Annotated in this window: 17 protein-coding genes and 2 CRISPR repeat arrays; of the genes, 9 read left to right on the plus strand and 8 right to left on the minus strand. The window is 69.6% G+C overall.

The genetic code is table 11. The features are described 5' to 3' along the window. The first annotated feature begins 2 nt into the window (after positions 1–2). Both cas6 and ACFPCY_RS14260 read left to right on the plus strand, forming a co-directional pair. Positions 3–803: a CRISPR-associated endoribonuclease Cas6 gene (cas6, locus tag ACFPCY_RS14255; protein WP_378255204.1), complete on the plus strand. Its 801-nt coding sequence runs from the start codon at positions 3–5 to the stop codon at positions 801–803. After that, the gene (locus tag ACFPCY_RS14260) at positions 800–1,240 is read left to right on the plus strand and encodes a hypothetical protein (RefSeq protein WP_378255206.1); all 441 of its coding nucleotides are present in this window, start codon (positions 800–802) and stop codon (positions 1,238–1,240) included. Before cas6 ends, ACFPCY_RS14260 begins: the two co-directional genes overlap by 4 nt. On the opposite strand, the gene ACFPCY_RS14265 is transcribed toward ACFPCY_RS14260, so the two are convergent. The 7 genes from ACFPCY_RS14265 to ACFPCY_RS14295 all read right to left on the minus strand — a co-directional run bounded on the left by ACFPCY_RS14265 (position 1,203) and on the right by ACFPCY_RS14295 (position 14,064). Then, positions 1,203–2,279 (minus strand): hypothetical protein, encoded by a 1,077-nt coding sequence (locus ACFPCY_RS14265; RefSeq protein WP_378255208.1) that lies wholly within the window; start codon positions 2,277–2,279, stop codon positions 1,203–1,205. The genes ACFPCY_RS14260 and ACFPCY_RS14265 overlap by 38 nt on opposite strands. A 791-nt stretch (positions 2,280–3,070) precedes the next feature. Then, complete coding sequence (locus ACFPCY_RS14270; protein WP_378255210.1) at positions 3,071–5,281, minus strand: TIGR03986 family type III CRISPR-associated RAMP protein; 2,211 nt, start codon at positions 5,279–5,281, stop codon at positions 3,071–3,073. Between the two features lie 169 nt (positions 5,282–5,450). After that, on the minus strand, positions 5,451–7,787 hold the full coding sequence (locus ACFPCY_RS14275; protein ID WP_378255212.1) for a hypothetical protein: 2,337 nt from the start codon (positions 7,785–7,787) through the stop codon (positions 5,451–5,453). 136 nt (positions 7,788–7,923) lie between these two features. After that, positions 7,924–8,463: a type III-D CRISPR-associated protein Csx19 gene (csx19, locus tag ACFPCY_RS14280; protein ID WP_378255214.1), complete on the minus strand. Its 540-nt coding sequence runs from the start codon at positions 8,461–8,463 to the stop codon at positions 7,924–7,926. Continuing rightward, on the minus strand, positions 8,460–10,103 hold the full coding sequence (locus ACFPCY_RS14285; protein ID WP_378255215.1) for an RAMP superfamily CRISPR-associated protein: 1,644 nt from the start codon (positions 10,101–10,103) through the stop codon (positions 8,460–8,462). The genes csx19 and ACFPCY_RS14285 overlap by 4 nt, the downstream gene beginning before the upstream one ends. After that, on the minus strand, positions 10,100–12,451 hold the full coding sequence (locus ACFPCY_RS14290; protein WP_378255217.1) for an RAMP superfamily CRISPR-associated protein: 2,352 nt from the start codon (positions 12,449–12,451) through the stop codon (positions 10,100–10,102). Before ACFPCY_RS14290 ends, ACFPCY_RS14285 begins: the two co-directional genes overlap by 4 nt. Then, positions 12,448–14,064, minus strand: a complete 1,617-nt coding sequence (locus ACFPCY_RS14295) for a Cas10/Cmr2 second palm domain-containing protein (RefSeq protein WP_378255219.1) — start codon at positions 14,062–14,064, stop codon at positions 12,448–12,450. The genes ACFPCY_RS14290 and ACFPCY_RS14295 overlap by 4 nt, the downstream gene beginning before the upstream one ends. A gap of 320 nt (positions 14,065–14,384) precedes the next feature. Here ACFPCY_RS14295 and ACFPCY_RS14300 point away from each other — a divergent pair, with 320 nt between their 5' ends. The 3 genes from ACFPCY_RS14300 (at position 14,385) to ACFPCY_RS14310 (ending at position 19,358) form a co-directional block, all read left to right on the plus strand. Next, entirely contained in the window at positions 14,385–15,452 is a 1,068-nt protein-coding gene (locus ACFPCY_RS14300) for a hypothetical protein (RefSeq protein WP_378255221.1), read from the plus strand. Positions 15,453–16,115: 663 nt separating this feature from the next. After that, positions 16,116–16,482: a CRISPR direct-repeat array (repeat unit 30 nt; unit sequence GTCCTCATCGCCCCTACGAGGGTTCGCAAC). Between the two features lie 87 nt (positions 16,483–16,569). Further along, a CRISPR array of direct repeats spans positions 16,570–17,127; the repeat unit is 30 nt; unit sequence GTCCTCATCGCCCCTACGAGGGTTCGCAAC. Positions 17,128–18,204: 1,077 nt separating this feature from the next. Then, positions 18,205–18,738 (plus strand): hypothetical protein, encoded by a 534-nt coding sequence (locus ACFPCY_RS14305; RefSeq protein ID WP_378255223.1) that lies wholly within the window; start codon positions 18,205–18,207, stop codon positions 18,736–18,738. Positions 18,739–18,785: 47 nt separating this feature from the next. Further along, the gene (locus tag ACFPCY_RS14310; RefSeq protein WP_378255225.1) at positions 18,786–19,358 is read left to right on the plus strand and encodes a hypothetical protein; all 573 of its coding nucleotides are present in this window, start codon (positions 18,786–18,788) and stop codon (positions 19,356–19,358) included. Between the two features lie 301 nt (positions 19,359–19,659). Here ACFPCY_RS14310 and ACFPCY_RS14315 read toward each other — a convergent pair whose 3' ends face one another. Then, entirely contained in the window at positions 19,660–19,887 is a 228-nt protein-coding gene (locus ACFPCY_RS14315) for a hypothetical protein (RefSeq protein WP_378255227.1), read from the minus strand. Between the two features lie 955 nt (positions 19,888–20,842). On the opposite strand from ACFPCY_RS14315, the gene ACFPCY_RS14320 reads away from it, so the two are divergent. The 4 genes from ACFPCY_RS14320 (at position 20,843) to ACFPCY_RS14335 (ending at position 26,046) form a co-directional block, all read left to right on the plus strand. Then, entirely contained in the window at positions 20,843–22,705 is a 1,863-nt protein-coding gene (locus ACFPCY_RS14320; RefSeq protein WP_378255229.1) for a methyltransferase domain-containing protein, read from the plus strand. Positions 22,706–23,250: 545 nt separating this feature from the next. After that, a complete protein-coding gene (locus ACFPCY_RS14325) occupies positions 23,251–24,123 on the plus strand; it encodes a peptidoglycan-binding domain-containing protein (protein ID WP_378255231.1) in 873 nt (290 codons plus the stop codon). Positions 24,124–24,173: 50 nt separating this feature from the next. Beyond that, positions 24,174–25,061 carry a peptidase inhibitor family I36 protein gene (locus ACFPCY_RS14330; RefSeq protein ID WP_378255233.1) on the plus strand — a complete coding sequence of 296 codons (888 nt, stop codon included), beginning with the start codon at positions 24,174–24,176 and terminating at the stop codon, positions 25,059–25,061. A 37-nt stretch (positions 25,062–25,098) separates the two neighbouring features. Continuing rightward, a complete protein-coding gene (locus ACFPCY_RS14335) occupies positions 25,099–26,046 on the plus strand; it encodes a peptidase inhibitor family I36 protein (protein WP_378255235.1) in 948 nt (315 codons plus the stop codon). Positions 26,047–26,225: the final 179 nt, after the last annotated feature.

Below are 26,225 nucleotides of genomic sequence, written 5' to 3' on the forward strand. Positions count from 1 at the left end.
GCATGCCCGCTCGCATCATCGTCCACCTGGAGCCGACCGGTGCGCGCCCGCCCGTCCCGCCGCCGCACACCGGCCCGGCGGTCAACGCGGCCTTCCTCGCCGCGCTTCGCGACTTCGGCGAGGACGACCTGTCGTCCGCGCTCCACGAGACGCGGCCGCCGAAACCGTTCTCTCTCACTCCGCTGCTGGACGAGCGGGACCGGCCGGCCGGCGCGTCCGGCGGCGTGCGGTTCGAAGTGGGGGTGCTCGTCGACTCGCTGACCGCGCCCATCCTGCAGGCGCTGGCGGCCACCGGGAATGTGCGGGTGGCACGGTGCGTGTATCGGGTGGCGGCCGTCGGGGTGGGAAGGGCCGAGCCGTTTTCGGACCTGGCTGCGGCTGCCCGTCCCGTCGAGAGGTGGACGCTGCGGATCGCCACGCCCGTCGCGTTCTTCACCGCCCGCGAGGAAGGGGTGCGCCGCGTCCGTCCCTTCCCCGAATCCGAATGGGTCTTCGCCGACCTTTACCGCAAGTGGAACGCCTTCGCCCCTGAGGCGGCGCTGGACGAGTCGACCGGCCAGGCGATCAGGCAGAACCTCGAAGTCGCCGACTACCGTTTGACGATGGCCGAGCATCTGCTCAAAGCCGGCGTCCCACCGGCGCGCGGCAGCATCGGCACCATCACCTACCGTGTCGCCGACACCCGCAGGTCGACGCCCGAAGCCCGGGCCGGGTTGGACGCCCTCGTCCGCTTCAGCGCCTACTCCGGCATCGGCGACCGCACCACCATCGGCATGGGCCACGTCCTGCCGCAAGCCCGATGACGACACCCGACGGCTATCTGCGGCGGGTCCGCGCCCGCCCGTACGGGCCGCGGGAGGTCCTGGCCGGCGGCGTCACCGCCTGGTTCCACGGCCCTTTCGCCGTGCTGACCTTCACCGGGGAGTCGGCCCTGACCGTTCGGGCCGACCTCGACGACGGGATCGGCGCCGATCTCATCGAGTTGTTCGCCGCGGCCGAGGCCGAGCGCGGGGCGTGCCTGCCGCGCCCCGAGCTGCTCGCGGGTGAACAGGCGCTCGCCGGTGAACAGGCGCTCGCCGACCGCAGTCCGACCGTGGTGCGGAGCGTCGCCGTGCGGCCCGGCCCGGAGGGGGCGCGGCTCACCGTGGACACCGGCGGCAGGAGGATCGAAGTACCGCTCAGCACGTCCGACGCCGCGCGCATCAGATGGGAGATCTACCGGTGGTCGCATCGCGGATGAGCTGCTCGGACCAGTCCACTCCGGCGGCAGCCACCAGGATCGCCAGCCGCCGCACCAGATGCCTCGCCGACCTGGGAGCGAGCCCCAGGTTCCTCGTCGCCACCGCGACCGGGTCGCCGCTACGGCCCGCGCCGACCGCGCACACCGCCGCGATGACGGCGCGGTATCCGGTCCGGCGGTCCGCTCGCCGCCGCTGATCACCGAGTCTGGCCGACACCAGACGGCACATCGATGCCCGCGCGATCTCCCGGTCCACGGCTGTGTCGAGCCGCTCCTGCGGGTCGGCCACGGGCGCAGCGGGGACCTCGAACGGGGGCCCGCCGATGTTGGCGGCGAAGAACGCGGGATTGGTCCCGCGCAGCGCCCTCAATGCCTCCCCCATCCGGCGGGCCGCGTCCGGGCGCGTCAGACCGTGCCGGTCCCGCAGGTCGTCCGGTACCTCGAACGGTTCGGTGACGCCGCGCCGGACGCGGAACACCGCGAGCACGAGCATGTCCAGCACGGCGGAGTCCGCGCGGAGCGGGGCGGCCCACGCCGCCTGCCGCAGGTCCCGGTCGGGCCGTGCGGACGCACCCCGCCGGACCGCGTCCGCGCGCCGCACCCGCTCCTCCAGGTGACGCAGCGGGTAGTGGACGAGCTGCGCCCGGGCCGCGCGCAGCCACGCCGGTTCGTCGTCGCCCCCTGCGCGCGCGAGCCGCCTGCCGAACGCGGCGGCGTCCTCATCCCGTGCCTGCGGGGACGTCAGATGCCCGCACAGTAGAGCCATCTCCCTGACCGGCTCACCCGAGCGCGTCGCCGGGATCGGCCCGGCCACCGCCGACCGGAGCCGGGCGAATCCGTCGAGCAGCAGGTCGTCGATGGTCGCCTCGCAGTCGGCGCAGCCACCTGGCCCCGCCGGGGCGCGGCAGGCGACACCGGCGTGACGGGCGCGGCACAGCGGCCGTCGGGCGGCGGCGCGCAGCGCCGGGGCCACGAGAGCATGGAAGGCGGCGAACGCGATCGCGTCATCGCGGTCGGCCACGTGGGAGAGGGGCCGCACGGAACCTCCTGAGGCAGCGGAAAACCGGGCCGCCCCGCCAGGTCTGCACCTGGTGGCAGCGGCCTCCTCAGGAGGCGTGGAAACCTCAGAATGCTCTTCGGCCCGAAGCCGTCGAACGACGACCAGTATCCGCAAGCCCGCACTGGCCGGTCAAGGGAGATCCGCCGCCCGGTCGAGAACGGCGCGGATGCCTTCGTGCCGGGTGAAGAGCGTGAGATCGTCGGCTCCGGGACGGCTCGCAGGACCACCCCGCCCACGCCGATACCGGCCGCCACGAGTCCCCCGAACACCCGCCGCAGCGGACGACGCTCCCAGCCGGCCGGGCTTCGAGATCCGCCGGCCCGGCAACCCGGCTGCGCGACGCAGACCCGAGATCATCGCCTCCGAGTGGGCAAAACCCAACATCACCCATCTACGCCCCTTTTTGCGGTCCGGCACGACAAACGCGAGAGCAAGCCGACAGCCTTCAAACCCAATCTCGATGCGGTTTTGTTGAATGCTGCGACAGCGGATCCCCATGATCGTCAATCACATGGAGTTTCAACCCGATGCGGTTTTGTTGAGTTCTGCGACAGTACCTTAGACTATGGGTGTCTGATCTGCGGGTTTGCAAGATCATGCGCCAACCTCTTGCCGAGCCCCCCGGCGAGGTCGTCAAGTCGATCTTTGCGGCGACGTCACCGCAATTCAGAGCGTGTTTGAAGGGTGTGCGCCAACCTACAATCGGGCGGGAATGGGCTTGGCGGCGGCCGCCGCATACGTTTCCCGGGGCGCCAGAGGGCTGCGGGCGGTCATTTCTCCTCGTCGTAAGTCGGGAGCGGCGCACGGCTCTCGGCTGAGGGAAGGGACCGGCCACGGCCTCTGACGGGGGTACCCCTGTTGGTCTTCTCGTTGGCGACGAACCAGGAGTAGGAGCGGCCGCGCGGGTCCGGCGGCATCGGTGCGCCCCCTTTGAGGCCCTTGTAACGGGCCCGGGGATAGTGGACGGGCAGGCCGGGCACTCCGGCGGCCGCCGCGAGGAACGCATCCCTGACGTGCCGCAGGTCGTCGTGCTCAAGAAGCCTGTCGAACGCATTTCGGCAGCGGTCCTGGAGCTGGTGTTGCTCTGCGCTGTCGGAGGGCAGTTGCGCGGAAAGGCTGCGGTAGTAGTCCGCCCATCTCTCGCTGTTGTGCAGATCCGTGCCGTCCTCGCCGATATCCAGGCGGACGCTGCCGAATCCGAGGGGCTTGCCGAGGCCGAGGCGGTGGAAGTGCCCCGGAGGAAGGGTCAGCAACCACAGAAGTGCACCCAGTTCCGTTTCATTCAGGTCCTTGATGTGGATGGTGAAGGAGAACTTCTCCCCCTTGTTCACCCAGCCGCCGATGGATCGGTTCTGGTTGTCACGCTGCTCGCCTCGGGTGAAGAAGGCCCGTCCACCGTTGACCATGCGGGGGTTCTTCTCGTTCTCGGCTTTTCGGGGGCGGCGGTACTCACGGAAGTGGCGAGGACCGCCGATGGGCTGCTGGGACGGGTCCTGCCCTCCCGCCGTTTCCTTCCAGTAGTTCTTGCTGTTGGCGACTTCCGCGTGGTGCCAGTAGACCTTGCGTCCGCGCAGGCCGCGCTCGGGCCCCTTGAAGATGTCCTCCTTCGGCACGCCGTCGGGAATCGGTTCGTGCGGGCTGTCCGGGCTGTCCGCCAGGTAGAAGCGTCCTTGGCTCGGCTTCGGCTGTCCCAGGACGGCCAACGGCAGTCCCTCGTCGCCGAAGCGCGTGACCGCGTCGGCTTCGGAGCGGGCGCAGGTGACCGGTCCGATGCGCAACCGGCCCTTGTAGGAAGAGGAGCGGGTGGCCGAACCTTTGGGGGCGACCCATCCGAAGACCCGGTCCGCCGGCGAGGATTCGTCCAGGCGAGGCGCGGGATGCAGGGATCCGGGGAGCATGTCGCGCGGTGTGCGCGTGGAGGTGTCACGCGGGATGAGTACGGGGAAGAGGCCCAGAACCTCGCCGTCCACGATCTCGGCGTAGCAGAGGGAGCCGGGCTTGAGTTCGGCGCGTTCGCCGTCCCAGATCTGCGGGCTCCAGGCGAGCTTTCCGATCTCGTCGGAGATCCATTCTCCCGGTCCGTACCGGCGGCCGTTCTCCTTGCGTTCCTCGATCTCCTTCTTGCTGTGCACGGCAGGGTCCCGATAGCTGTTCATCAGCTCTTTCCAGCGGCTGACGCCGCCTTTGCACGCCTTCGTGACGGGTTTTCCGGTGCTGAAGAAGAGCCTTTCGTGTTCCTTGCCGACGGCGTTGCGCCCGGTGATACAGACGATCCCAGTCACGACGTCGGTTTCGGCGTCGTCGGCTCCCCGGGCAGCGGGTGGTTCCCCACCGCTCCGCGTCATGGGAATCATGGATCTCACGGTCCATGGTCCGGGGAACTTGTTGCCCCTCTTGGGCACAATGAACTGCCGGCCGATCCGGGCCCGGACGACCTGGCCGTGCTCCGGTTCGCTTCCGTCGGGATAGGTGACCGGGTGGGCGCCGTATCTCGGTAGCCGAGCCGGCTGGAAGATGTCAACTGTGACCACATCGTTCTCGGCATCGACCTCGTGGACCCGGACCGGACACATTTGCCGGGCGTCATCGGCTGCGCGGCGCCAGCCGAGGGCGCGGGTGTTCGGCCCCTGCCGGACGTCGAAGACGCCGAACCGGGAGTTGGTGACGGCCTCGTACGCCGAGCGCAGCATGCCCTTGACGGACGTCGAGGGCAGGTGCGGTCTTCCATCGCGGGTGAGGACGGGGTAGAGGAGGTGGTCGTCGCCGGTCGTCTCCGCGCGGGCGGTGTCGAGGAGCAGCAGCGGGGTCTGGACGGTGAGCGTCACGTCGATCGTTCCGGACCAGCGCTCTTCGTCCCGGTGGAGGCGGTCGTGCCCGACCGGTGCACGGTCGGCCAACTCGTCCGGCAGGTTCTCGCGCGGGTAAGCGGGGACGAACGTATAGGGGTTGAGGAAGTCGTCCAAGCCTGGCTTTTCGGGCATCAGGAGTCCTTTGGGCGGGACGGGGCGATGGTGTGGAAATGGGTTGGGCGAAGCGCGAGCAGCCACACGCTGTGGACCGCCCGGTTGGTCCCTCCTGCGGGTATGGGGAAGACCGGGCGTCGGCCTCGTTCCGCAAGCGACCGCGCATCGTCTGATCGAGGCTGCCTGGTCAACACAGGTCCCCGCCGAGTACTTCGAGTTGCTCGCGGAGGTGGGTGTAGCGGGCGACGAGGTCCGGGCCGGGCTCGGTCTGTCGATTGCGCATCCGGCCGAGTCGCTGGAACACCTCGATGGAGCCGTGCAGCATGTCGATGACTGTTGCGGGTGCCGGCGGCGTGTGTGACAGTTTCCGTCCTTTCATTCCGGACGCCTGTCGGCGTTTCTCGTCGCGGAGCCTGTCGAGGAGATGGGAGTAAGGGCTCTCGTTGCGCTGATTGTTCAGTTTCTTGAGCGCCGGGAAACGTTCCCGAAGGATCTTCCACGCATCCCAGTCGAAGAGCCCCGGCCGGAGCACTTCGACGGCCGTGTAGCAGGCGGGCCACGGCTCGCCCGCAAGGACGGGCGCGATCAGTTCCAAGCGGCGGCAGGCGAGGGCGCAGCGGGCGCCCGTGTTCATCGTGGGATCAGCGTGGCCGTACAGGTCGTGGTGGAACCGGGCGGCGGCGTCGCGGGCATCGGCCAGGGCGGGGGAGCCGTTGGCGAGCATCTGCCAGGCCGTGCGGGTGTCGAGGCGACGTACGGCAGCGGACGCGAGCCGGGCGAGGGACCCGTCCATGCCGAGGCGGCACAGGGCGAGGCCGGCTTCGTTGATCACGGTCCGCAGCGCCCGGTCGCGGCCGAGTTCGGCGACGCGCAGCGGGCACGCCGCGTCCAGGGACCATTGGACGCCCGCGGCGACCATGCCGTTCACCGTCACGGGCTTCCCGGAGTTGATGACGAGGAGGACCTCGTCCACGTCCCGCAGACTGGTCGAGCCGTACCGTCCTGTGGGTTCGGCCTTGCCGAGTTCGGCGAGGAGCTCGGTGTTGATGTCGGCGGCGTCGCCCGGAGCGGTGGAGAACGGGCCGAGGACGGCGGCGTCGAGGCTGCCGGCGGGGGCGGTCGACCGGGCGAGCGTCACCCAGGCGCGGGCGCGCTCCATCGTCTCGTCGCTGGCGAGCAGGCGCAGCCTGATGCGGCCGGGGCGTGCGAGAGACCCGCGGCGCTGGGATGCCCAGCCGATGACTTCCCGTACAGCCGCTTGGCCCGCCCTGTCGGCCGGGTCGTCCTTGGTGACCTTGCCGACGCACATCAAGACCAGGACGTCGCCGGTTCCCAGGACGGGCCATGCCGTCAGGCCGCGCTTTCCCAGCAGGCCGGGAACCAGGTCGCTCGCCTCCCACTGGTCCGCGTTGGCGAGCAGCGAGCCGGGCAGGCGGCGGGCTCCCGGCGGGGCGAGGTGCGCCTCGTGCGAGGCGCTCCGCTCGAAGAAGTCGAGGAACTCGGCGTCGCCTATCAGCGCCGCGTGCCGCGCCCGGGGCACCGGCACGAGTCGGCGGCGGGCCTCCTTGATCTGGCTCGCGCCGCCGCGCCTTTCCGGGTCGCCGAGGCTCCTCGCGAGGTCCTCGATCACCCTGCGCGCCGACGCGGGGACCGCGGCGGCCTCCTTGGCGGACGGGCTGCTGATCCGATGGGTGAACCAGGTGCGCAGCAGCGCGTGGTCGAGGGCCTCGCCGCGCGCGAGGCGTTCGTAGAACGCGGCCTGCACGGTCGGCCACAGTTCAGTGAGCTTGCCTAGTTTCCCCTGGTCGAGGCCCGGAATGGGCGTGGTGTCCTCGGCGGGACCGATGTCGGCGCGCTGGCGTGCGGCCAGCAACCGCCAGATGTCGGCGTTGGACGGGTCGACGGCGGCGAGTTCGTCCCAGAAGCGGTGTCGCAGGAGCCAGTTGCGAAGCGTGTCGCGCGGGTCGATCAGGTCGCGCAGACGGTAGGCGGCGGACGGTTCGTCGACCGGCAGGAGGGTCATCGGTACGCCGGTCTCGATGCCGGCGAGCAGGACGCCCGCGCCAAGGGCGTAGGAGCCGCTGCCGGACGTCAGGAGGCATTCGCCGTCGGCCAGTGCGGTGAGCGCGGTCTTCAGGGGGTCGACGCTGTGGCGGACGGTGGGTTCGGCGACCTCGACGATGTGGAGCCGGTCCTTCGGGAACGTCCGGCCGCACAGGCCCTTGGCGGAGCACAGCAGTTCCCCCATCCGCCGCGCGTGTTCCACGAAGGGCTGCTGCGAGGGGCCGTGGAGGTTCGTTGTTCCGATGAGGAGGAGGCCGCTGATCTCGGTGCCGGTCTCGGTGAGGCCGTCGAAGACCTTGTGCAGTGGCCTGCGGTCGTCCGGGCCGCCGTGGAAGTCGATCGGTGCCGGGGACGCCGCCAGCGGCGGCCAACCGAGATCGCCGCCGCCGACCGGGTGGATCAGCAGCGGCGGCGGTGCGCCGGTCGGGTCAGTCCTCGCGTTCGTAGACGTCGAGATCACGTCCTTGGGGGTCTCCGGCGGCGGAGGGGAGGGAGCGGCCCCGGTCGGGTCCGACTTCCTGTCCTCGCCCCTCTCGTTGCGGAGTCGAACTTGTTGCAGATCTCGGCCGAGGTGGGATTGGGCGGCTTGTCTGCAGTCATGCCTTCTCCCTGTGCGGTGCGGAGACCTCGAAGGACAGCAGGCGTTCTTCCGCGATGTAGGCGTTGCCGTGGACGGGCTCGCGCGCGATGTACTCGCGGGTCGTGAGGGCCACGCGGTCGCCGCGACCGAACTCCCCCGGGATCCGCAGGGTGCCGATGCGTTCGGTGGTGAGCGTCGTCCAGCCGTCCGACGCCTCGACGACCCTGCCCCACAGCAGGTAGCCGCCGGTCTCGGTGCCGACGGCCTCCAGCCGCCCGGCGTCGGGGAAGGCCGCGGGCAGGGCCGCCGGGTCCTCGGTCAGGACGACGGTGCGCCCCGGGTCGTCGGGACCGCCGAGCCAGCGCAGTTCGGTGCGCTCGTCGAACACACGCGCCTCGAAGACACCTTCGGGCGCGGCGCGGCGCGCTTCGGCGGCGGTGACGACCTCGTACCGCCACGGCGTGGTGAGTAGCGCGATCCCGTCCGGGGCGTGCCGCATGGCCTCGGCGAAGGTGAGGCCGTCGCGCGCCGCGACGTGAAGGATGGTGCCGGTCATCGCGGGCTCCCCACGTATTCGCGCCATGCGGCCGCCAGCCTGTCGTTCCGGAGGGCGTCCGCGAGTGCCGTGCCGGGTGTCCAGCCGTTGCCGGAGAACTCGATCCCGGTGATCGTGACGTCGCCGAATCCCCGGTTGACCATGCCGCCCAGCGGGACGCGGCGCTGCTCCAGGTCGCGCAGGACGAGCAGGAGCAGCGCGAGCGCGACGTCCCGGTCGTCGCCGAGCCTGGTCAGGTCGACGGTGAGCCGGATCGGTTCCCAGCGGACGCCGTGCGGTTCGAGCACGCTGAACAGCAGGTGCTCGGCGGCGCCTCCCGTCCAGCGGTCGATGGCGACGTGGTCGGCCTGGTCGAGACCGCGCGCGGCGAGCGCGTCGCGCACCGCGGGCGGCAGCGCTGGGCGAGCGCCGTCACCACCGCTGTTTCCCCCGCCGTCCGCGTCGCCGTTGCCATTCGGCGCACCGTTCACGACCAGGTCCCACACGTCGGCGGGGACGGTCGTCTCGCTCACGCATTCGTGGACGGTCACGGCGCCCCGTCCCCGCGGGTGAGCGGACGCGTCACCGTCCGGTTCGCGGCGGGCCGCGCCGAACAGCATGCGGACGGCGTCCAGGCCGTCGAGCTGGTCGAGGAAGGCTTCGGCGTGGTGCCGCGCGGCCACGACGTCCCGTGCGCCGTCCTGCATCGGAGGGTGCGGGGCGTCCAGGCCGCGGGCGGTGCGCTCGATGAATTCGGCGTGGGTGCGCAGGGCGCCCTTGATGGAGCTGCCGCTCAGCGTGAGCGTCAGCGCGTCCGGCCCGATCTCCGTGGTCAGCGGCAGCGTCTTGATCGTCGCGCCTTCGCCGGCGGCCCTGACCATGACGGGCGCGTCGGGTCGCCACCGCAACCGCACGGTGAGCAGCTCGCGGCGAGCAGGCAGATCGGCGGCGCCCGCGTTCACCTTCGTCTCGTCGAACACCTCCGGTTCGCCGCCGAGAAAGGCGAGCAGGCCCGCGCGGCCGGTGAAGTCGTGCTCGTGGACGTCCAGCGGCGACGGCAGCAGCGTCACGATGCCGAGGCCCTTCCCGTTGGCGGCGCCGAGACCGATCTCCTCGGACTTCAGGGCGCTCAGCAGCGCGTGCAGCCGGGCGCGGTCCCGGTCGAGGTCGGCCTCGGTCGTCTCGATGTCGACCTCGAAGGACAAGTAGCGGCCGGGCGGGACGACGGTGCGCGCGTACAGGAAGCCGGACGCGGCGGCGCCGGTGACGCGGTCGATGCCGACGCCGTGGACGACGGGCAGCATGCGGGACCCGAGCCGGTCGTTGGGGATCCCGTCGCCGTCGGTACTGGTGGAGGCGGTGATGATGGCGTCGCGGACGATGATCCGGCTGGCCTGCCCGGAGTCGGGTTCCCCGTCCCGGATGAAGCCCCATAGATCGTCCAGCGTGTCGGTCTCGGGGTGGGCGCCGCGCATCCAGGTGCGCAGGGCTCCGGCGAGGCTGGTGCCGGGCACGTAGACGCGGTCCTGCCCGTCCACGGCGACCGGCAGCGCCTCGGCCGGGTCGAGCGCGATGCCGCCGACGTGCAGCGGGGTCTGGGTGCGCAGCCAGCCGCGCACCCGGAGCCGCCGGTCCATCGGGCGGCCCCTCGCGGGCGTCATGTGCGGGCCTCCTCGGGGTGGGCTTCGGGGTGGGCTTCGGGGTGGGCTTCGCTGCGGGTGTGGGCGGCCAGGCACGCGGTCAGCAGCGACCGCAGCGCGTCGGCCCGCAGGTCACGGCGCAGGACGTCCAGACCTTCGGCGGTGAGGACCAGTTCGGCCTGGTCGGTGAACCCGAGCGTTTCCCACACGTCCCTTTCGATGAGCAGCGCGCGGATCGCGGCTGTCGCCTGCGGCGCGTTCCAGCGTCTGGTGAGCGCGGTGATACGGGCGCCGAGCCGAGCGGGCTCCTCGTCCAGGTGGTCGAAGAGGCGGCGGAGCGCGTTCAGCCGGGTCGCGGAAAGCTCGACAAGGGGGCCGAGGACCTTGCCCGGGTGGGCCGCCCGTTCCTCCGCGAGCCGCCAGATCTCCGTGCGCCACGCAGCCGTCTCGATCAGCCGGGCGCCGGCGTGGCCAGGGTCTGCAGAGGACAGCAGGAGTCTGGCGGGACGCGGTGTCTCGGACGGGTCACTCGGCGCCTGGTCGCCGCCGGTCCCCGGCGGGACCCCGCCCGTGACGAGCGGGTCGTTGATGCGGATGCGGCCGAACCCCTCGCCGCGCCGTTCACCGATGCCGGACTGTTCGACCGCCGCCAGGACGTCCGCTCCGACACGACCTTTCCCGACCTCGAACGTGAGGCAGCCGCCGGCCGCGAAGCCGAGGAGCGCGGGTCTCGGCAGGCGCCAGCCGCGGTGCCAGGAGTCGGTCCGGGCGATCTCGTATCTGGTCGGTATCCGGCCGGGCTCCCGGAGGACTGGTTCGAGCTCCACTCCGTCCGCACCGGCGGCGGCGAACGCCCTCTCCAGGAGGCGCGCGAAGTCGGCAGGGTCGTCGCTTGGGGCGAGCCACGCGTCGCGGACCAGGACATCCGACAGCAGCCAGACGCGCAGCCGGTCGCCGCTCACGACCGGCGCAGCCTCGTCCGGCACCGTCTCGTCCGTTCTGTCGAGGGGCTCGGCGGTGACGGAGATCAGGCCGTAGTCGTCCTTGCGGGACCTTCCGAGCCGCCACTGGCCGCTCAGCTTCTCCCACCATCCCGCGTCCAGGATGCCGCGCCGGACCCGGACCTCGGCCGCCAGCACGGTCCCGGATGCCAGCGCCTCGTACGCGTAGACGCCGCCGAGGGCCTGGGTGGGGCGCTGTGACGTGTCCTCGATGGTGTTGTGCATCCTGAGGACGAAGCCAGGTGTCTCGACCGTCACGTGGGCAGCGCCGCCGACATACCCGTTACGCACCCGCTTGAAGGCCCGGCCCTTGGGGACGCCCTCCACCGCCCGGTTGAGGTAGACGTCCTTCTTGTCCTTGTCGCGTTCGAAGACGTGTGGGACGGGACGTCCGGGCAGCCCGTCCACCTGCGGAGTGGCCGGGGTCACCACCAGGTCCCCGCAGCGTGCCGCCGCGGCGGCGGCAGGCGAGTCCAGCCGGCGCAGCACCGGCCCCAGCAGCATCCAGCCGGGGGCGTGGTCGCGGCCCTGCACGAGGTTCCCGACGGTGCGGTCGTGGGCGAGCAGCGGCGTCTCCAGGGTCATGTGCAGGACGGCGCCTTCCCATCCGCCGTCCGCCACGTACCGCTCGGCGGAGTCGGGTCCCGGCGGTTGCTCGGGTTCCGGCGGCGGCACCGGGTCCGCGGTCCAGCGCTCCAGGTCGCCGACGCTCGGCGGCAGGCCCGCGCCGCCCAGATCGAGCCGGCACCGCCCCGACCCGCGGCGTCGCTTGGCGCCGATGCCCTCCACCAGGCGCGCACCCGCCCACAGCAGAGCCCGGGCGCAGCCGAGCTGCTCCTCGGACAGCTCGTCCGACAGTTCCGCCGTTCCCTCCAGCGTCATACCGCCGCGCGCCATCTCGTCGAAACGCAGCATGTCCTCCCGCGCCGCGCCGGTCACCGGATCATGCGCGACGCCCGGCTTCACGAACGTCGCCGCGTCCACGAGGCGCCGGTTCCGGGCGACGGCGGGACCGAGACCGCCCGGCACGCGCAACGGACCGAGATAGCGGAGTGCGGCGGGACGCGGATGCCCTGCGGAGCGCACTGGTGCCGCGGCCGCCTCGGCGCCGGGGAATGCCGGCTGGTACCCGAACAAGTAGTCCACCCAGTCATGCCAGACGCGGCGGTCGCCGCCCTTCCCATCGAGGGCGCGGGCGGCGATCTCGCAGCCGTCCCGCCAGACTCCGTTGAGCGACTTGGCCGGGACGAACGGAAGCCGGTTCTCGTCACGAAGTACCTGCCGGCTGAGGCGACCGTGCTGTCCGGTCCCGGCACCGATGTGCCAATCGCTCAGCATCCGCAACGTCAGGGAAATGGTGTATCTCATACCCGCTCCTTCGAGGAGAGGAAGGGAGCGGCGTTCAAGGCGTCCAGAAGGCCGGTGCGGCGGTACCGGCCGTCATGCCAGAACAGCGAACCGTCATCGGCGAGTCCCTCGACCGCATCCTCGCCGAGCCATGTGGACACCATTCTCAACCGCGCGTCCGCGGCCCGGTGCCCCCGGAACAGGGCGGACCGCAGTTCGTGTACCTGCCCGGCCGATATCACGCGGGTCCCGTCCCGCGTGTCCGTCAGGGCGGCGACACGTCTTTCCAGGTCGTCCCAGTGCCGGTGCCGCGCCCACTCCGCGTCTTCCGCTTCTCCTACGATGTAGGGCTGGCCGGTCAGGCAGGTGCCCTCGTCGTCGAGGGTCTGCTGCTTGCGCAGCCGCTCCAGGTCGGCGAACGCGCTCTCGAAAAGGACATGGAACGAAAGGGCGCTCCTGTCCTGGCCCAGCTCCTCCTTCACCGCCTTCGCCTCAATGGTCAGTTCCTCGGCGAGCTGGACGGCGCTGTGGAACGGGTAGGCGCGCTTCACGATCGCCACACCCGCGCACGCGCCCAGCCCGTTCAGGTCTTCGATGTGTTCGAGCGCTCTGCAGACCGCTTCGTCGGTGTTGGCCAGACGAGTGAACTCCTCCAGGTAGCGGCGGGCGAACGGCAGGGCCAGTTCCCCATCGCAGACCACGGTGAGATCGTCGCCACCGAGAATGAGCGGAAGAACCGGCGGCTCCGGCGTCCGCGCCGACCATGCGCTGTCGCGCAGCATGCCGAACGCCGACCGGAAAGCCTGCCGGGCGCTTTCGTCCACGCCTTCGGACAGCCCGCGCAGCCGCCTGGTGTACTCGTCCGCGCGCTTGGTTCCACTGCCGGACGCGAACCCCTGGAAGATCCTCCCCATCCCGTTGCCGTCCGCGTGGACGACCGCGACCCACTCCGCCTTGTCGTTCAGGTGGTCAACGACCTCGAGGAGTTTCTGGCGGGCCGCCCCCTTGCCTTCCTCGTCATCCTCGTCGCACAGGCCCATCTCGACGGCGAGCCGCAGCAGCGCCGGACCGAAGGCGTCCAGCTTCGCCAGGCTCGGCGCCGAACGGGCCTCCGGTCGCCGGTCGCCACCGAACTCGACGACCCGGCGGGCGGGAAGACCGCTGGACCCGCACCGCGCCGCGATCGGCACTCCCGGGAACCGCAGCCTCGGACCACGCCTCTTCGCACGCGCCACCGCGAGGAGCTCGCGGGCGTCCGCGATACCGTGCGCGAGTTCCTGCGCGTCCCCCCACTCGATCGCCTCGCCGACCGCACCGCACACGTCCAGCCCCGGCGCCTCCCGCAGCGCTGCCTCGGTGATGACGCCGACCACCCGCCTGCCCGTCTCCTGGTCTCTGACGAGCATCGTCACGCCGCCCGCGTTCGCGGTCACCACCTCGACGCCGTGCTCCTCGACGCGCCGCCGCCGGGCGTCCGGCCCCGACACCCCGACCGCCGCCAGGGCCCTGTCCAGCCATTCGCCCTCGACACGGGTGATCAGTTGCGACGCGCCGACATTCTCCCGCCGCTTGTTCGAGCCGAAGATGTAGTTCTGGTTGCCCGCCGTGCTCAGCACCACCGCGTGCACCTTCACCCCGGCCCCCCTTCACGTCCACCGCATTGACACCGGGTACTGATGGACGAACCTCCACGGACGTCCAGAGCGGCATGCTAGGGGCGCCGACCGACAGCACCGCGACCAAACCGCCGTATCCCCCGATGACCGACTCCGGCCGACCGCCACGCTTCCTGCTCGCCCTTCCGCTCTTCCCAGGAGGTGACTGAGGCGGGGCAGGCCGCGGGCCTGCGACGGCGGAATGACCTGCTCATCGCGGCCCCGCGTGACCGGAAACGGACGGGATGCAACGGCCGTCCATCAGTACGTTGTGCCCCACGACGGAAGAGAGGCTCGCAGTGTCCGAGACCGTGAACGCACCGACGATGACCGTCGTCGGCGGCCCATCCGCCACCCCCTCGGCGGCCCGACGCCTGGCCGAGGACGGCGCGGTCTGGAGCGGGCTCGGCGGGGTCCTCGCGGGCGGGTTCGGCATCGAAGCCGCCAAGTCGTTCGTGACCGATCAACCGGCCGGACGCTGGTGGCTCGTCCTCGGTTGCCTGGTCGGGCTCGCCCTGATGGGGGTCGGCGCCTGGCTGCGCCTCCGCAAATCGGCCAAGACGCAGATCGGGCTGGTCGTCACCGCAGCCGATCCCGTCCGGGGCGCTCGGCGAGCCGAACTGCTGGACAGCAAGGCGGTCGAGTACAGCCGGGAGAACACCGTCACGGTCAAGACGCACCTCACCCTTCCCGCCACACATCCCTGGCCGAAAGAAGGCATCGACGCCCTCGCCGACGAGACCCTCGCCGCCGCAGGCATCGCCGAACGCCTCGTCACCGGCGCGGCCCGCATCAACGTGATCCCGACCATGCCCCTGCCGGCCGCCTTCCGATTCGGCGCCAGGATCGGGCACACCCACCCCCGCGAGATCGTCGTCCACGCCATGCGCCAGCAAGACGGCAACCCCTCCTACTTCCCGGCCACCAGCCTGCGCGAGAACCCGCTCACCGCCGAACCGCTCATCGCGGAACCGGTGGAGAGCATCGAAGGCGGCGCTCCGTCCCGGGCCGCCCTCGCCGTGGACCTGCAGAACCTCGGCCCCGACTTCGTCCAGCCCGTCCGCACCGCATGCCGTCGACACGGCATCGGCACCCTGCTGCTCTTCCGCCGCAAGACCGCCGGCCCCTTGGACGAGACCGCCGAGACCTACACCGCAGTCGTCGAACAGATCTGCCGCGCCTGGCGGGACGCCCCACTACCGTCCGCCGCCCGCACCGGCCGCCACGCCGCCTTCCTCACCGGCCCGGTAGCCATCTCCGTCGCCCTCGGAGCGCGCCTTGCGAACATCCAGCCCGACCGCTGGACGGCCTTCGTATTCGACAACACCTCCAACACCTACGAACCCTTCCCCGCCGAAGTGACCTAACGACCCCCTCGCAGGGATAATGAGCACCCTGCTGGAATTACAGTAGCGGGGCGATTTCGGGTTATTGCACCCCTCGTAGAGGCGATGAGGACCTGATGGTGGTGGCCACCGAGCATTTCTTCCCTTACGCGTTGCGAACCCTCGAAGGGTCGACGGGCACCTCTACCTGGCCGGATGTCTGGACGTCCGAGGCGGCGGCAGGTACCGACCCAACTGTCAGCACTGTTGGCTGCCCGAGGCCCCAGTAGTGCAGGGTCGAAAGCGTCTCCGGCGCACCGGACACCACGACCTCGACACAGGCGCCCGACTTCCTTCCACCTTGGCGTGACGGGCATGGTGGGTGAAGGTGTCGTTGTCGGCGATGCGCAGGCGCTCAGTCTCCAGGATGCGAAGGCGCACGGTCTTGGCGCGCTTCGGTGGAATCGACCATGGTTCTCAATGGCGGTGGGCCGGATGCCCATCGTTGCTCGAGCGGTGACGGTCCGGGGCCGCGACCGTGCTCCCACCAGCCTTGTAGCCTCTTCAACCATCCAGTCTACGGACCGAGTTGATCAAGCATTTTTCAGCGACACGCCGGGCTCGACAGCACAACCGGCGGATCGCTGCAAAATCCGCTTTCGGCGGGCCGGCCTTCCCTCAGCGCACCTGCGGCTTTACCGTGGGGTCCTCATCGCCCCTACGAGGGTTCGCAACTGGGTGCCGCAGTCCAACTGCCGGACACTGCGCCAGTCCTCATCGCCCCTACGAGGGTTCGCAACGTGCCGGGCTGCCGCGTCCCGCCTCGACCTTCGCCCAGGTCCTCATCGCCCCTACGAGGGTTCGCAACTGGACGGCGTAGACGAGCGTGTACATCCCGTCCGGCTGGTCCTCATCGCCCCTACGAGGGTTCGCAACGCCCATTCGGAGACGATCGGCGCCGCTTCCGCCAGCGTCCTCATCGCCCCTACGAGGGTTCGCAACAGCCGCAGGACTACGAGACCATCACGGACTGAGGGTTGCGTCCTCATCGCCCCTACGAGGGTTCGCAACGCCGCAGCAGGTCGTTGGGGTCCTGGAGGGGGCCCCTACGAGGGTTCGCAACCGGTCGGTGGTTCCGGTGCACGGCCAGGTCATCCCGGTCCTCATCGCCCCTACGAGGGTTCGCAACCCGCCGAACAGCACGTTGTCGGGGACGACGACGGCGGGTCCTCATCGCCCCTACGAGGGTTCGCAACATGCCGAGCATCGCCAGCCACCCCACCAGCGCACCGTCCTCATCGCCCCTACGAGGGTTCGCAACTCGCCGTCCAGGGTCCGGGCCAGCAGTGTTCTCAGGTCCTCATCGCCCCTACGAGGGTTCGCAACGGCAGCACCAGCGGCCCGTCGTACAGCTGTCCCGCGGTCCTCATCGCCCCTACGAGGGTTCGCAACAGCCACACGGCGCGGTCCGCCGACGCGGGCACGAGGTCCTCATCGCCCCTACGAGGGTTCGCGACATGACGATCAGCAGGCCGGGCCGCTGTCTGGAGGGGACGGTCCTCATCGCCCCTATGAGGGTTCGCAACGAGTCCAACCCCGTACCCTCCCGTGCCCTGTCGGGTCCTCATCGCCCCTGAGAGGGTTCGCAACCTGCCACGGCGAGCGCGGTGTTGAAAAGAGATCGCCGGTCCTCATCGCCCCGGCAAGGGTTCGCGACCCGGCGGCCGACGTCGTCCCCGCGCACGCGGGGGTGTTCCGCCCTCGGCCTCGCGCAGAACACTGGACAGGGCCATTCGTGCACAGGGGATGGCCGAATCTGTTGCCCGGATCGGCCGCTAGGCCAGCCTTGCTGGGTTTTCTGGGCGTGCGGCCTCTCTGGACTGACATTTGCCCTTGGAGAACAACTATCGCCGCCCAGCCTCAGAGCGCTCCGGTTACGTTAAGTAACTGACTTGCTGTCATCGTTGCGTGGCGGCTTCTGCCCTCTGGTGGGCACATCGTGGGCACGGACTGTCAATGGAGATGGCCGACAGCAGTGCACCTGGTGGACTGTTGAGCTGGGAAAACGGGAATTTCAGGGACCGCAAAACATGACGTAGTACCGGTCACAGAGAGCTGCTAATGCGGTTTGGGCTTACCGCCCATCCGGGGTTCAAATCCCCGATCCTCCGCCTCTGACCTGAGGGGTTGCGTCACACGACGTAACCCCTCAGCGTCGTTTCAGACCCGGGAACCCCCGTTGGGGGCACATTGGCTGCACATGCCGACGGCTTCCCAGGCAAAGAGACGCTGTCCGTGCTCGCCCGCGTTCTGGACGGCAAGCCGCTGGACGAGGGCCTCGCTGGCGTCGGCGAACAGTTCGCCGCCCCCAGGCCGCCGGATCGCCGTCCGCCGAGCTGAAGCTGACCGCCGCCTATCGGCACGCCGTCCGCGAGATTCTCAGCGCCACCGGCGGCGGTGGGCTCGATCTTTCCGCCGCGGAAGCGAGCGAATGAGTTGCGGGTTCACGACCGGGCCGTAGGTCACCTACGCCTGCTGGACCCCGGCCTGGACTCTCTGAGACTCGTCCCCCTCCGATCGTCGACCCATGTTTCCACTGGTTAGGGGCTCATCTACGGCTATTAGCCACACTCTGTGTCGATGTGGATACATAACCGTACAGCTCTGTGTGGCGGGTGCCTGGGGGAGCAAGCTGGGTGCGGATTCACTCGGGAGCACTCACCGGCCGTCCAGGGAACCCCACCGAACCAGGCACCAGTGGACGGCCGGCCGGACCAAGAGAAGGCGAGCCTGTATGCGCTCGAGCATGGCGGTGGCGCTGACGGTCGCGGCGACCGCAGCCCTCACCCTCCCGATCTCCATCCACGCCGACGCCGCCGCTCTGCTGTTCTGCAAAGCAGGCGCTGAGCAGTACACCTACACCCCGTCCCCCGGCACCACCTTCACGCCCGTTCGGGTCGACCACGTGGAGAACTTCACCAACTGCTCCGGGAGCCCCGGCATCGCCACCGCCGACGCCGAAACCGGACCTGTCACCCGCGACGCCGCGTGCGTTCCGCCGAACCTCTTTCGGCCCAACGACACCGAGACCGTCAGCTACACCTTCCTGCCCGGCACCGGCGGAAGCACCGTGACCTACACCAGCTTCGAAACCCAGAACGTCAACGGGCAGATCCTCAACCTCATCAGCAAGGGCAAGGTCACTGCCGGGCTCTTCGCGGGCGCCAAGGTCACTCGGACCACCAATGGCCTGGCCTGGCCCATCTGCGACGCCCCGAGCTTCGCGCAGCTCAGCAGCCCGACCGACAGCCTGCTGTTCACCGGCTGAACAAGCCGACCCCCTACACGCGATCCGCACTGCTTCAAGGAGCCCGCATGTCCACCATCCGCGTCCATGCCGCCCGGGCCACCGTGGCGGCACTGACCCTCAGCGCCGCTCTGGCGATCGCTCCGGGCACGCCCGCCCACGCCGACGACACGCCCCTGGTGTCCTGCGACACCGGATACATCCAGCAGACCATCAGCCCCGGGTTGACGGCGCTGCCCACCTTCAACACCGTCACGGTGACCGGCACGTTCGGCCCGTGTGTGAACCAGGTCCTCGATCCCGACCACACCTACGGCGTGTACACCGCCACCGCCAGCGGAGTGATCAGCTGCACGATCAACGCCCCCATCACCAACGCCACCGGCACCGTGGACTGGCAGGACGCCTCCCACCACCACACCGGCAGCTCGCACTTCTCCGGCGGCATCACCCTCAGCCAGCGGCCCGTCGGCGAGACCGTCGGAATCGTGGTGGCCACCATCGACTCCGGCCACGACAACGACTTCGCCGGCCACCCCATCAACGTCACCAGCGCCCGGCTGAACTTCGACCCCACCCAATGCCTCGAGAGCGGGATCAAGAGCGTCGCCGGACCCGGCACCCTGCAGGTCCTCCCGTAACCATCCCGCACCACCGCCTGATGAACGCGCCAGGCTACAAAGGGGTGCGACCGATCACGACCTGCGCTCCTGTACCGCATCGGGGTGGAGCCGGCCCGCGTGACACCGGGCCGGCTCCACCCAGCCTGCCCCACCGCCATCTCTCCGCGCCCACACCTGACGCCCCGCGCGGCGCACGTGGGGGCTCGCCCCGTCGGGAAGAGCACTCGATGCACCCAGCGCTGGGAGCTCGCGCTGAAAGCGCGGCGGCAGGCTCTCCCTGCAGGCTTGGGACGGCTGGAGGAACAACTCTGGTTTGTGGTCACGGGGTGGCAGTGCCGGGTGGAGATGCTTTCGGCGCGGTGGAGAACGGAGTCCAATGGATCGTGGGGGACGGCTCCGGGGTGTGCGGGCCTTCCTGCCAGCCTGGGACGGGTTCGCCGTCCAAGTCCAGGGAGGCCCACAACCAGACGAGCAGTCCGGCGGCGAGCGCGAGGGCGGCCAGTACCGCGATGGCGCAGCCGCAGCCGGCTTTGTTCAGGCGGTTCATCAAATCAGTTCGCCGTCATCTGGTGGGTTCGGCCTCGAACGTCGAAGTCGTGGGCGTCGCCGATCATGTTGGGGCGGGGCCTTGTCCTGGGAAAGGAGGTCCCGCGCGACTTAGCGGTCGGCGATCCTCGCTTAGGACGTCCCAATCGTAGCGTTTCTGCACCTCGACGTGCCTGTTCTAATTGGTGCCGATGATACAGTATTGAAAGTACTTGGGAGCGTAGTTCCAGTTGAAATTGTCGCCCTTGTCGTTCCGCTTTATGACGTAGACGACCAGTCACTGCTGAATGCCCCGTCCGGACCGCGTCTAGTCTGTGAGAGCTCATCGCCCAAGCCTCGGACGCAACCGCTCTGACGTCGTGGTGAACGCCGTCGAGCCTGCCGACGGCGGACCTGGCGTCATCGGTCGACCATTTGAATCCCGCGCAGCTGAGTTGCGTCACCGAGCCGTCCACATCGCCGCCGACCTGGCCCAGGCACCAGGAGGTCCAGCGCCAGTTCTTGGCGACCGTGTGCAGGGCGGGCAGGTCGTTGGAGAGACGTTGCTGGACGCTCACCAAGGGTGTCCCTGTCACGTCGGTCAAAGGAATTGATGGCGTGCGTTACTACGACGTTCTCGCGCTTCACATGGTTCCCGATGCATTCCTCGAAGGGGCACGAAAAATGTCAGTCACCAGCAGGAATGAGGTGAGGTATCGGATCGATCAGTGGATGGCTTCGCTTGCTTCGGGACGCGTGCTGGGTGCGTCAGGCGGGACGGGAGTGACCGGTCGTCATCGGGTGGGGTCGAAGGCGTGACGGGATCTTGCGGAAGTCTTACGGGCGGCTCTCACCTGGTCAGATGCGGACGATCGGCCCGTACGTTCCTGGGTCGTGATCTCAGCTTCTACGCCGTCCACCGGACGGCTCGGTGCGGCGGGTGCCGCTTTGCAGGACTTGTCGTTTCGGAGACGCCCGTGGTCTGGCTGATCTGGGTGGTGATGGGCGGGGTACTGGTCAACGGCCTGCGCTTGCGTCGTAAGGTCTGCGGCCTGTCCGTACTGTCCGGGACGGAAGGGTCTCTGGAGGGCTATGCGGCTGTCATGGCCGAGGACGCCGATGTGCCTGCGAGCGTGTTGCGGGCTGCCGGCGAACACGCTCGGCAACGCGGGCTCGGGATGGTCGACCTGGTTCCGGACGACCTGCCGGTGCAGCAGGCTCTCGACCTCGTTCGTCATGTCGATCCGCGGGCCTATCGCGGACAGTGGTTCGGGCTTGGACGGGGCGCCGGTTATGCGGTGCTCGTAGAGGCGGACGGCTTCCGGCGGGCACAGGTCTCCTTGGAGCGTTCCGAGATTCCCCTGGACGCCTCCAGTGGGCTCGACGTTGGTGAGATGGGCGAGGCCACGGGACGGCTCCGGTTCTACGTCGAGTCCGCGGACATGGTGGTCGCCCCGTTCCGCGCCGTCGACCGGACCGGGCAGCGGCGGGCCTGGCTGCGCTCGTTGGCGCTGTCACTGCCGCCCTCGGTGGCGCTGCCGCAGACTTCCTATTTCGCCGGAGTCGGCTATCTGCTCGTGCTGTCCAGCTTGCTGATCGACGTTGGGTGGGGGCTCGGGCTCGTCCTGCTCTACTGCCTGAGCCCTTATGTCGTGTTCGTCCGGACACCCCTGGCGCCCGCAGATCTGCATCTGGCCGCTTGGGGGCGCCTCGTTGCCACGCCGCTGACGATCTGGCGGACGCTGCGCGCGCCCCGGACCAGGTGGGAACGACGGTTGCTGGATCGCAGGGAGAACGCCCGGGAGTGGTACTGGAAGGAGATCGCGGCGGGCGTCGAGCGTTTCCAGGGCGAGCGGCGCACCGAGTGCCCGTGGTGCGGGTCCGCCGAGCTCGTCCGCCACGTGGTCACCCGGGACGTCATCCTGGTCAAGCCGGGCCGGTTCCCGCTCGACCGCTGTCAGCGGTGCGGGCACGTCTTCCAGAACCCGCGGCTGACGCCGGACGGCCTGGACTTCTACTACCGCGACGCCTACGACGGGCTCAGCGAGCAGACGACCGAGCTCATCCTCAGCTCGACCAACCGCGACTACCTCGCACGTGCCCAGATGGTGCGGCAGTTCGGCACGCCCGGCCGTTGGCTGGACGTCGGCACCGGCAAGGGCCACTTCTGCCGCGTCGCCCGCACCGTGCTCACCGGGACCGCGTTCGACGGCCTGGACATGGGCAGCGGCGTCGAGGAGGCCGCCCGCCGCGGCTGGGTCGACCGGGCCTACCGCGGCCAGTTCCTCGACCTCGGGCCCGACATGGAAGCCGGCCGCTACGACATGATCAGCATGAACCACTACCTGGAGCACACCTCCGACCCGCTCGCCGAGCTGGACCTGGCCGCCGGGCTCCTCGGTCCCGGCGGCCACTTCCTGCTGGAGATGCCGGATCCGGAGTCCCCGTTCGCGACGCTGCTGCGCACGTTCTACCTGCCCTACCTGCCGCCGCAGCACCTGCACCTGGTCCCCGTCGGCAACCTTGAGCGGGCTCTGCGCGAGCGGGGCATGGAGGTGGTCGCCGTGCACCGCCGTGAGGCCCGCCGCGGCGGCGACCTCGCCGGCGGCGCCGCCTGCCTGATCAATCTGATCGGGGTGGACGTGGAGTATCCGTGGCGCAGCCCGCACCGGCCCGGCGTCCGGCAATACGCCCGCGCAACGGCGGGACAGTTGATCGGCCTTCCCCTGCTCACCGCGGCGATCGTGCTGGACTTCCTGATCACACCATTCCGGCGCCGCAGCAATACTTACCGGGTTCTGGCTCGGAAGCTCCCGGTGGATTGTCCTCCGACGCGCTGACTGGTGGTTCGCTCGGCTTCGCCGACCATTTTGTACTCGATGAGCAGAACGCTGAACTCCTCGTGTTCTGGATCCGCGGATGCCGATCTTGATCGCAGCCGTCCACCGTATTGCCGTCCAGGAATCAGCCATTCACTGTCGGGCGGCGGGCCTGCACTTGATCGGCGTTTCCGTCCACACGTGTAGCAGCTCGGGTCGGTAACGACTCGGAGAACCGGGGCCGTACGACGTTTGCGCAAGCATTGAAAGGAGTCGCGGTCGGTAACGCGGCGGGCACGAGTCCCTTCGATCGTTTCTTGTTCCGAGCGGACGCGTCCATTCCCCGTGTTCGAGGACGAGGCGTGTCCGCCAGCGCGGCCCGGCAGGTGTTCGGAGGCTCTGGCCTGCGCGTTCACGAGGCCGTTCGGTGTCAGACCGCGTGCGTGCGTGTACGCACAGTTCGTCGAACAGCCTGACAACACCCGACTTCTTGCGGAATCGGACGCCGGTCCGCCAAGGTGATCACCGCTTCGAGCCTTACCCCCCGCCTGCAACCAGGAGAAACGATGAAGCTGTCCGCATACGCCGCCCTCGGGGCGACCGCTCTCAGCGTCACGCTGGCCGGTGTCGCCGTGACGTCGGTGGCGCAGGCGCAGGACCACAAGATCGAGTCGGTGGCGCAGGCGAAGCCGCTGCCGAGCGTGGACATGGAGGCCGTCGTCAAGGCGGCCCAGATCGACCCGCGGCGGCCGGACAACAAGCTGACGCCGGGCGCCAAGGCCAGCGTCCTGCTGGTCGAGCAGGCGCTGCGCGACCGCCACCTGCTGGACAAGAAGTGGGTGGACGGCTACTTCGGCACCACCACGACCGCCGCCTACACCAAGTTCCAGCAGTCGCTCGGCTACAAGGGCCTGAGCGCGAACGGGCTGCCGGGGCAGGCGTCGCTGGCGAAGCTCGGGGCGGGCCGGTTCAAGGTCACCCACGTCATCGCGCCGGGCCCGCGCGTCAAGATCGGCAAGTTCGTCGTGAACACGCGGACGCAGAAGATGCTCAACGAGGCCCAGCGCCTGCTGCACCGCAAGCTGACGCTCGACCAGGGGTCCTACAACCCCGGCGGCGACCCGACCTCGGCCGGCACGCACGACGGCGGCGGGGTCGTCGACATCAACGTCAAGGGCATGAACGCCGCCACCCGGACCTCCGTCGCCCGCGCGCTGCGCCGCGTCGGGTTCGCCGCCTGGGTGCGCAGCCCGCAGCAGGGCAACTGGCCGTGGCACATCCACGCGACCGCGATCAACGACACCGATCTGTCGGTGCAGGCCCAGCACCAGATCGGCGACTACTACCTCGGCCAGAACGGCCTGGCCAACCGCCGCCCGGATGACGGCCCCAAGGTGAGCCCCATTCGCACCTGGGAGGAATACCTCCGGGCCCGCTGACCCGTCCACATCCCCGAAGCCCCGCCAGGAAAAAAGGAGTAACACCCCCCATGCGAACCCTCAACAAGGTTCTCACGACGGCGACGGCAGTCGCGGCTGTCGGCGGAAGTGTTCTCGCCACCGCGGCCCCCGCCATGGCGGCCGGACGCAACGGCGTCTGCGACAACGGCGAATTCTGCCTCTATTACAACAGCGGCCAGAAGGGCTCGGTGTCGGACTTCACGAGTTCGGTCGCCGACTATGGCGCGAAGCAGCCGTCCTGCTTCGACTTCAAGGGCCCGGGCGCCGGCAAGGGCAAGTGCGTCAAGAACTCCGCGGCCTCGGTCTGGAACCGGACCGGCAAGACCGTCCGCGTGTACTTCAACTCCAACTACGGAGGCAAGTACCAGGACTTCAAGGCCGGGACCAAGGGCAACCTGAACTCCGGGCTGAAGAACCAGAACGCCTCGCACGCGATCGGCCCGACCAACCGGGTGAACATGTCCTGGGCGCTGTACCGGGCCAGCGGCGGCCACATCAGCTGCCCGTTCGACGGCTACACCACCACGCCCGGACGCCACGAGGGCACCGACATCGCCCGCGGCATCGGCTCGGACGTGCACGCGCTGGTGAGCGGCAAGATCATCTACATCGCGCGCGGCTACAACGGCCGGTCCGGCCTGTCCACGATCTCGATCTACAACGCCTCGCTGAAGAAGACGGTCATCTACCTGCACTCCGCGCCGCGCTCGTCGCTGCGGGTGGGCCAGTCGATCTCCAAGGGCCAGATCATCGCCGACGAGGCCTGGCACGGCGTCTCGTCCGCCGGCGCCGCGCACACCCACGTCGAGATGCGCCCCGGCTACCAGAAGCTCGCCGCCAAGAGCGTCGGCGACCCGCACCTGGACAACCCGAACCCGGTCTCGTTCTGGCTGTCCCAGGGCTACAACTACCGCTGATCACCGCGACGGCACGAGCTTCAGGGAAGGAATGACCGTGTCCAAACGAACCACACGGGCTCTCAGCGTCGCCGCCGCCGCGATGACGCTCGGCGGAGCGGTGGTCGCCACCGCCGCGCCCGCCATGGCCGCCGGACGCAACGGCGTCTGCGACAACGGCGAGTTCTGCCTCTACTACAACAGCGGCGAGAAGGGCTCGGTGTCGGACTTCACCGGATCCGTCGCCGACTACGGCGCCAAGCAGCCGTCCTGCTTCGACTTCAAGGGCCCGGGCGCTGGCAAGGGCAAGTGCGTCAAGAACTCCGCGGCCTCGGTCTGGAACCGGACCGGCAAGACCGTGCGGGTGTACTTCAACTCCAACTACGGCGGCCGGTACCAGGACTTCAAGGCCGGGACCAAGGGCAACCTGAACTCGGGGCTGAAGAACCAGAACGCCTCGCACAAGATCGGCCCGACCGGTGGCGGCGGCCCGGGCGGCGGCTGCAAGACCGACGGCACGAACACCAAGGCGCCGTCGACGATCCTGGTGTACCGCGTGGGCCTGCACCGCGTGGACCGGGTGAACTTCAAGTACTACGTCAAGAACGTCCTGCCCAACGAGTGGGTGTCGAGCTGGCCGCGGGAGTCCCTGCGCGCCGGGGCGATGGCGGTCAAGAGCTACGCCTGGTGGTGGGCGATGCACTCGACCCGCAAGACCTCGGGCGGCCAGTGCTTCGACGTCTACGACAACACCTCCAGCCAGGTGTACAAGCCGGGCTCGGCCAAGGCGTCGACGAACGCCGCGGTGGACGCCACCTGGGGCGTCCGGATGAACCGGGGCGGCTCGATCTTCATGGCGCAGTACTGCTCCACCTCGACCGCGTGCGGCGCCTGGCGCAACGGCGACTGGATGTCGCAGTACGGCTCGCGTGACAAGGCCAACGCGGGCTGGAGCTACTCGAGGATCCTGAAGGCGTACTACAGCCGGATCACCCTCAGCTCCTAGTCCTCCGGGACGGGACGACCATGGTTCCCCGCCGTGCTCCCACGGCGGGGAACCTTGGCGCCTCACCGGAACGCCAGGACGCTCGGCGGACGCACCGGAACGCCGGGACGCTCGGCGGACGCAGCGGAACGCCAGGACGCTCGGCGGACGCAGCGGAGCGTCCTGGCGCTTGGGCGGCG

It is taken from the genome of Actinomadura gamaensis, assembly GCF_042652125.1.
Classification (GTDB): domain Bacteria; phylum Actinomycetota; class Actinomycetes; order Streptosporangiales; family Streptosporangiaceae; genus Spirillospora; species Spirillospora gamaensis.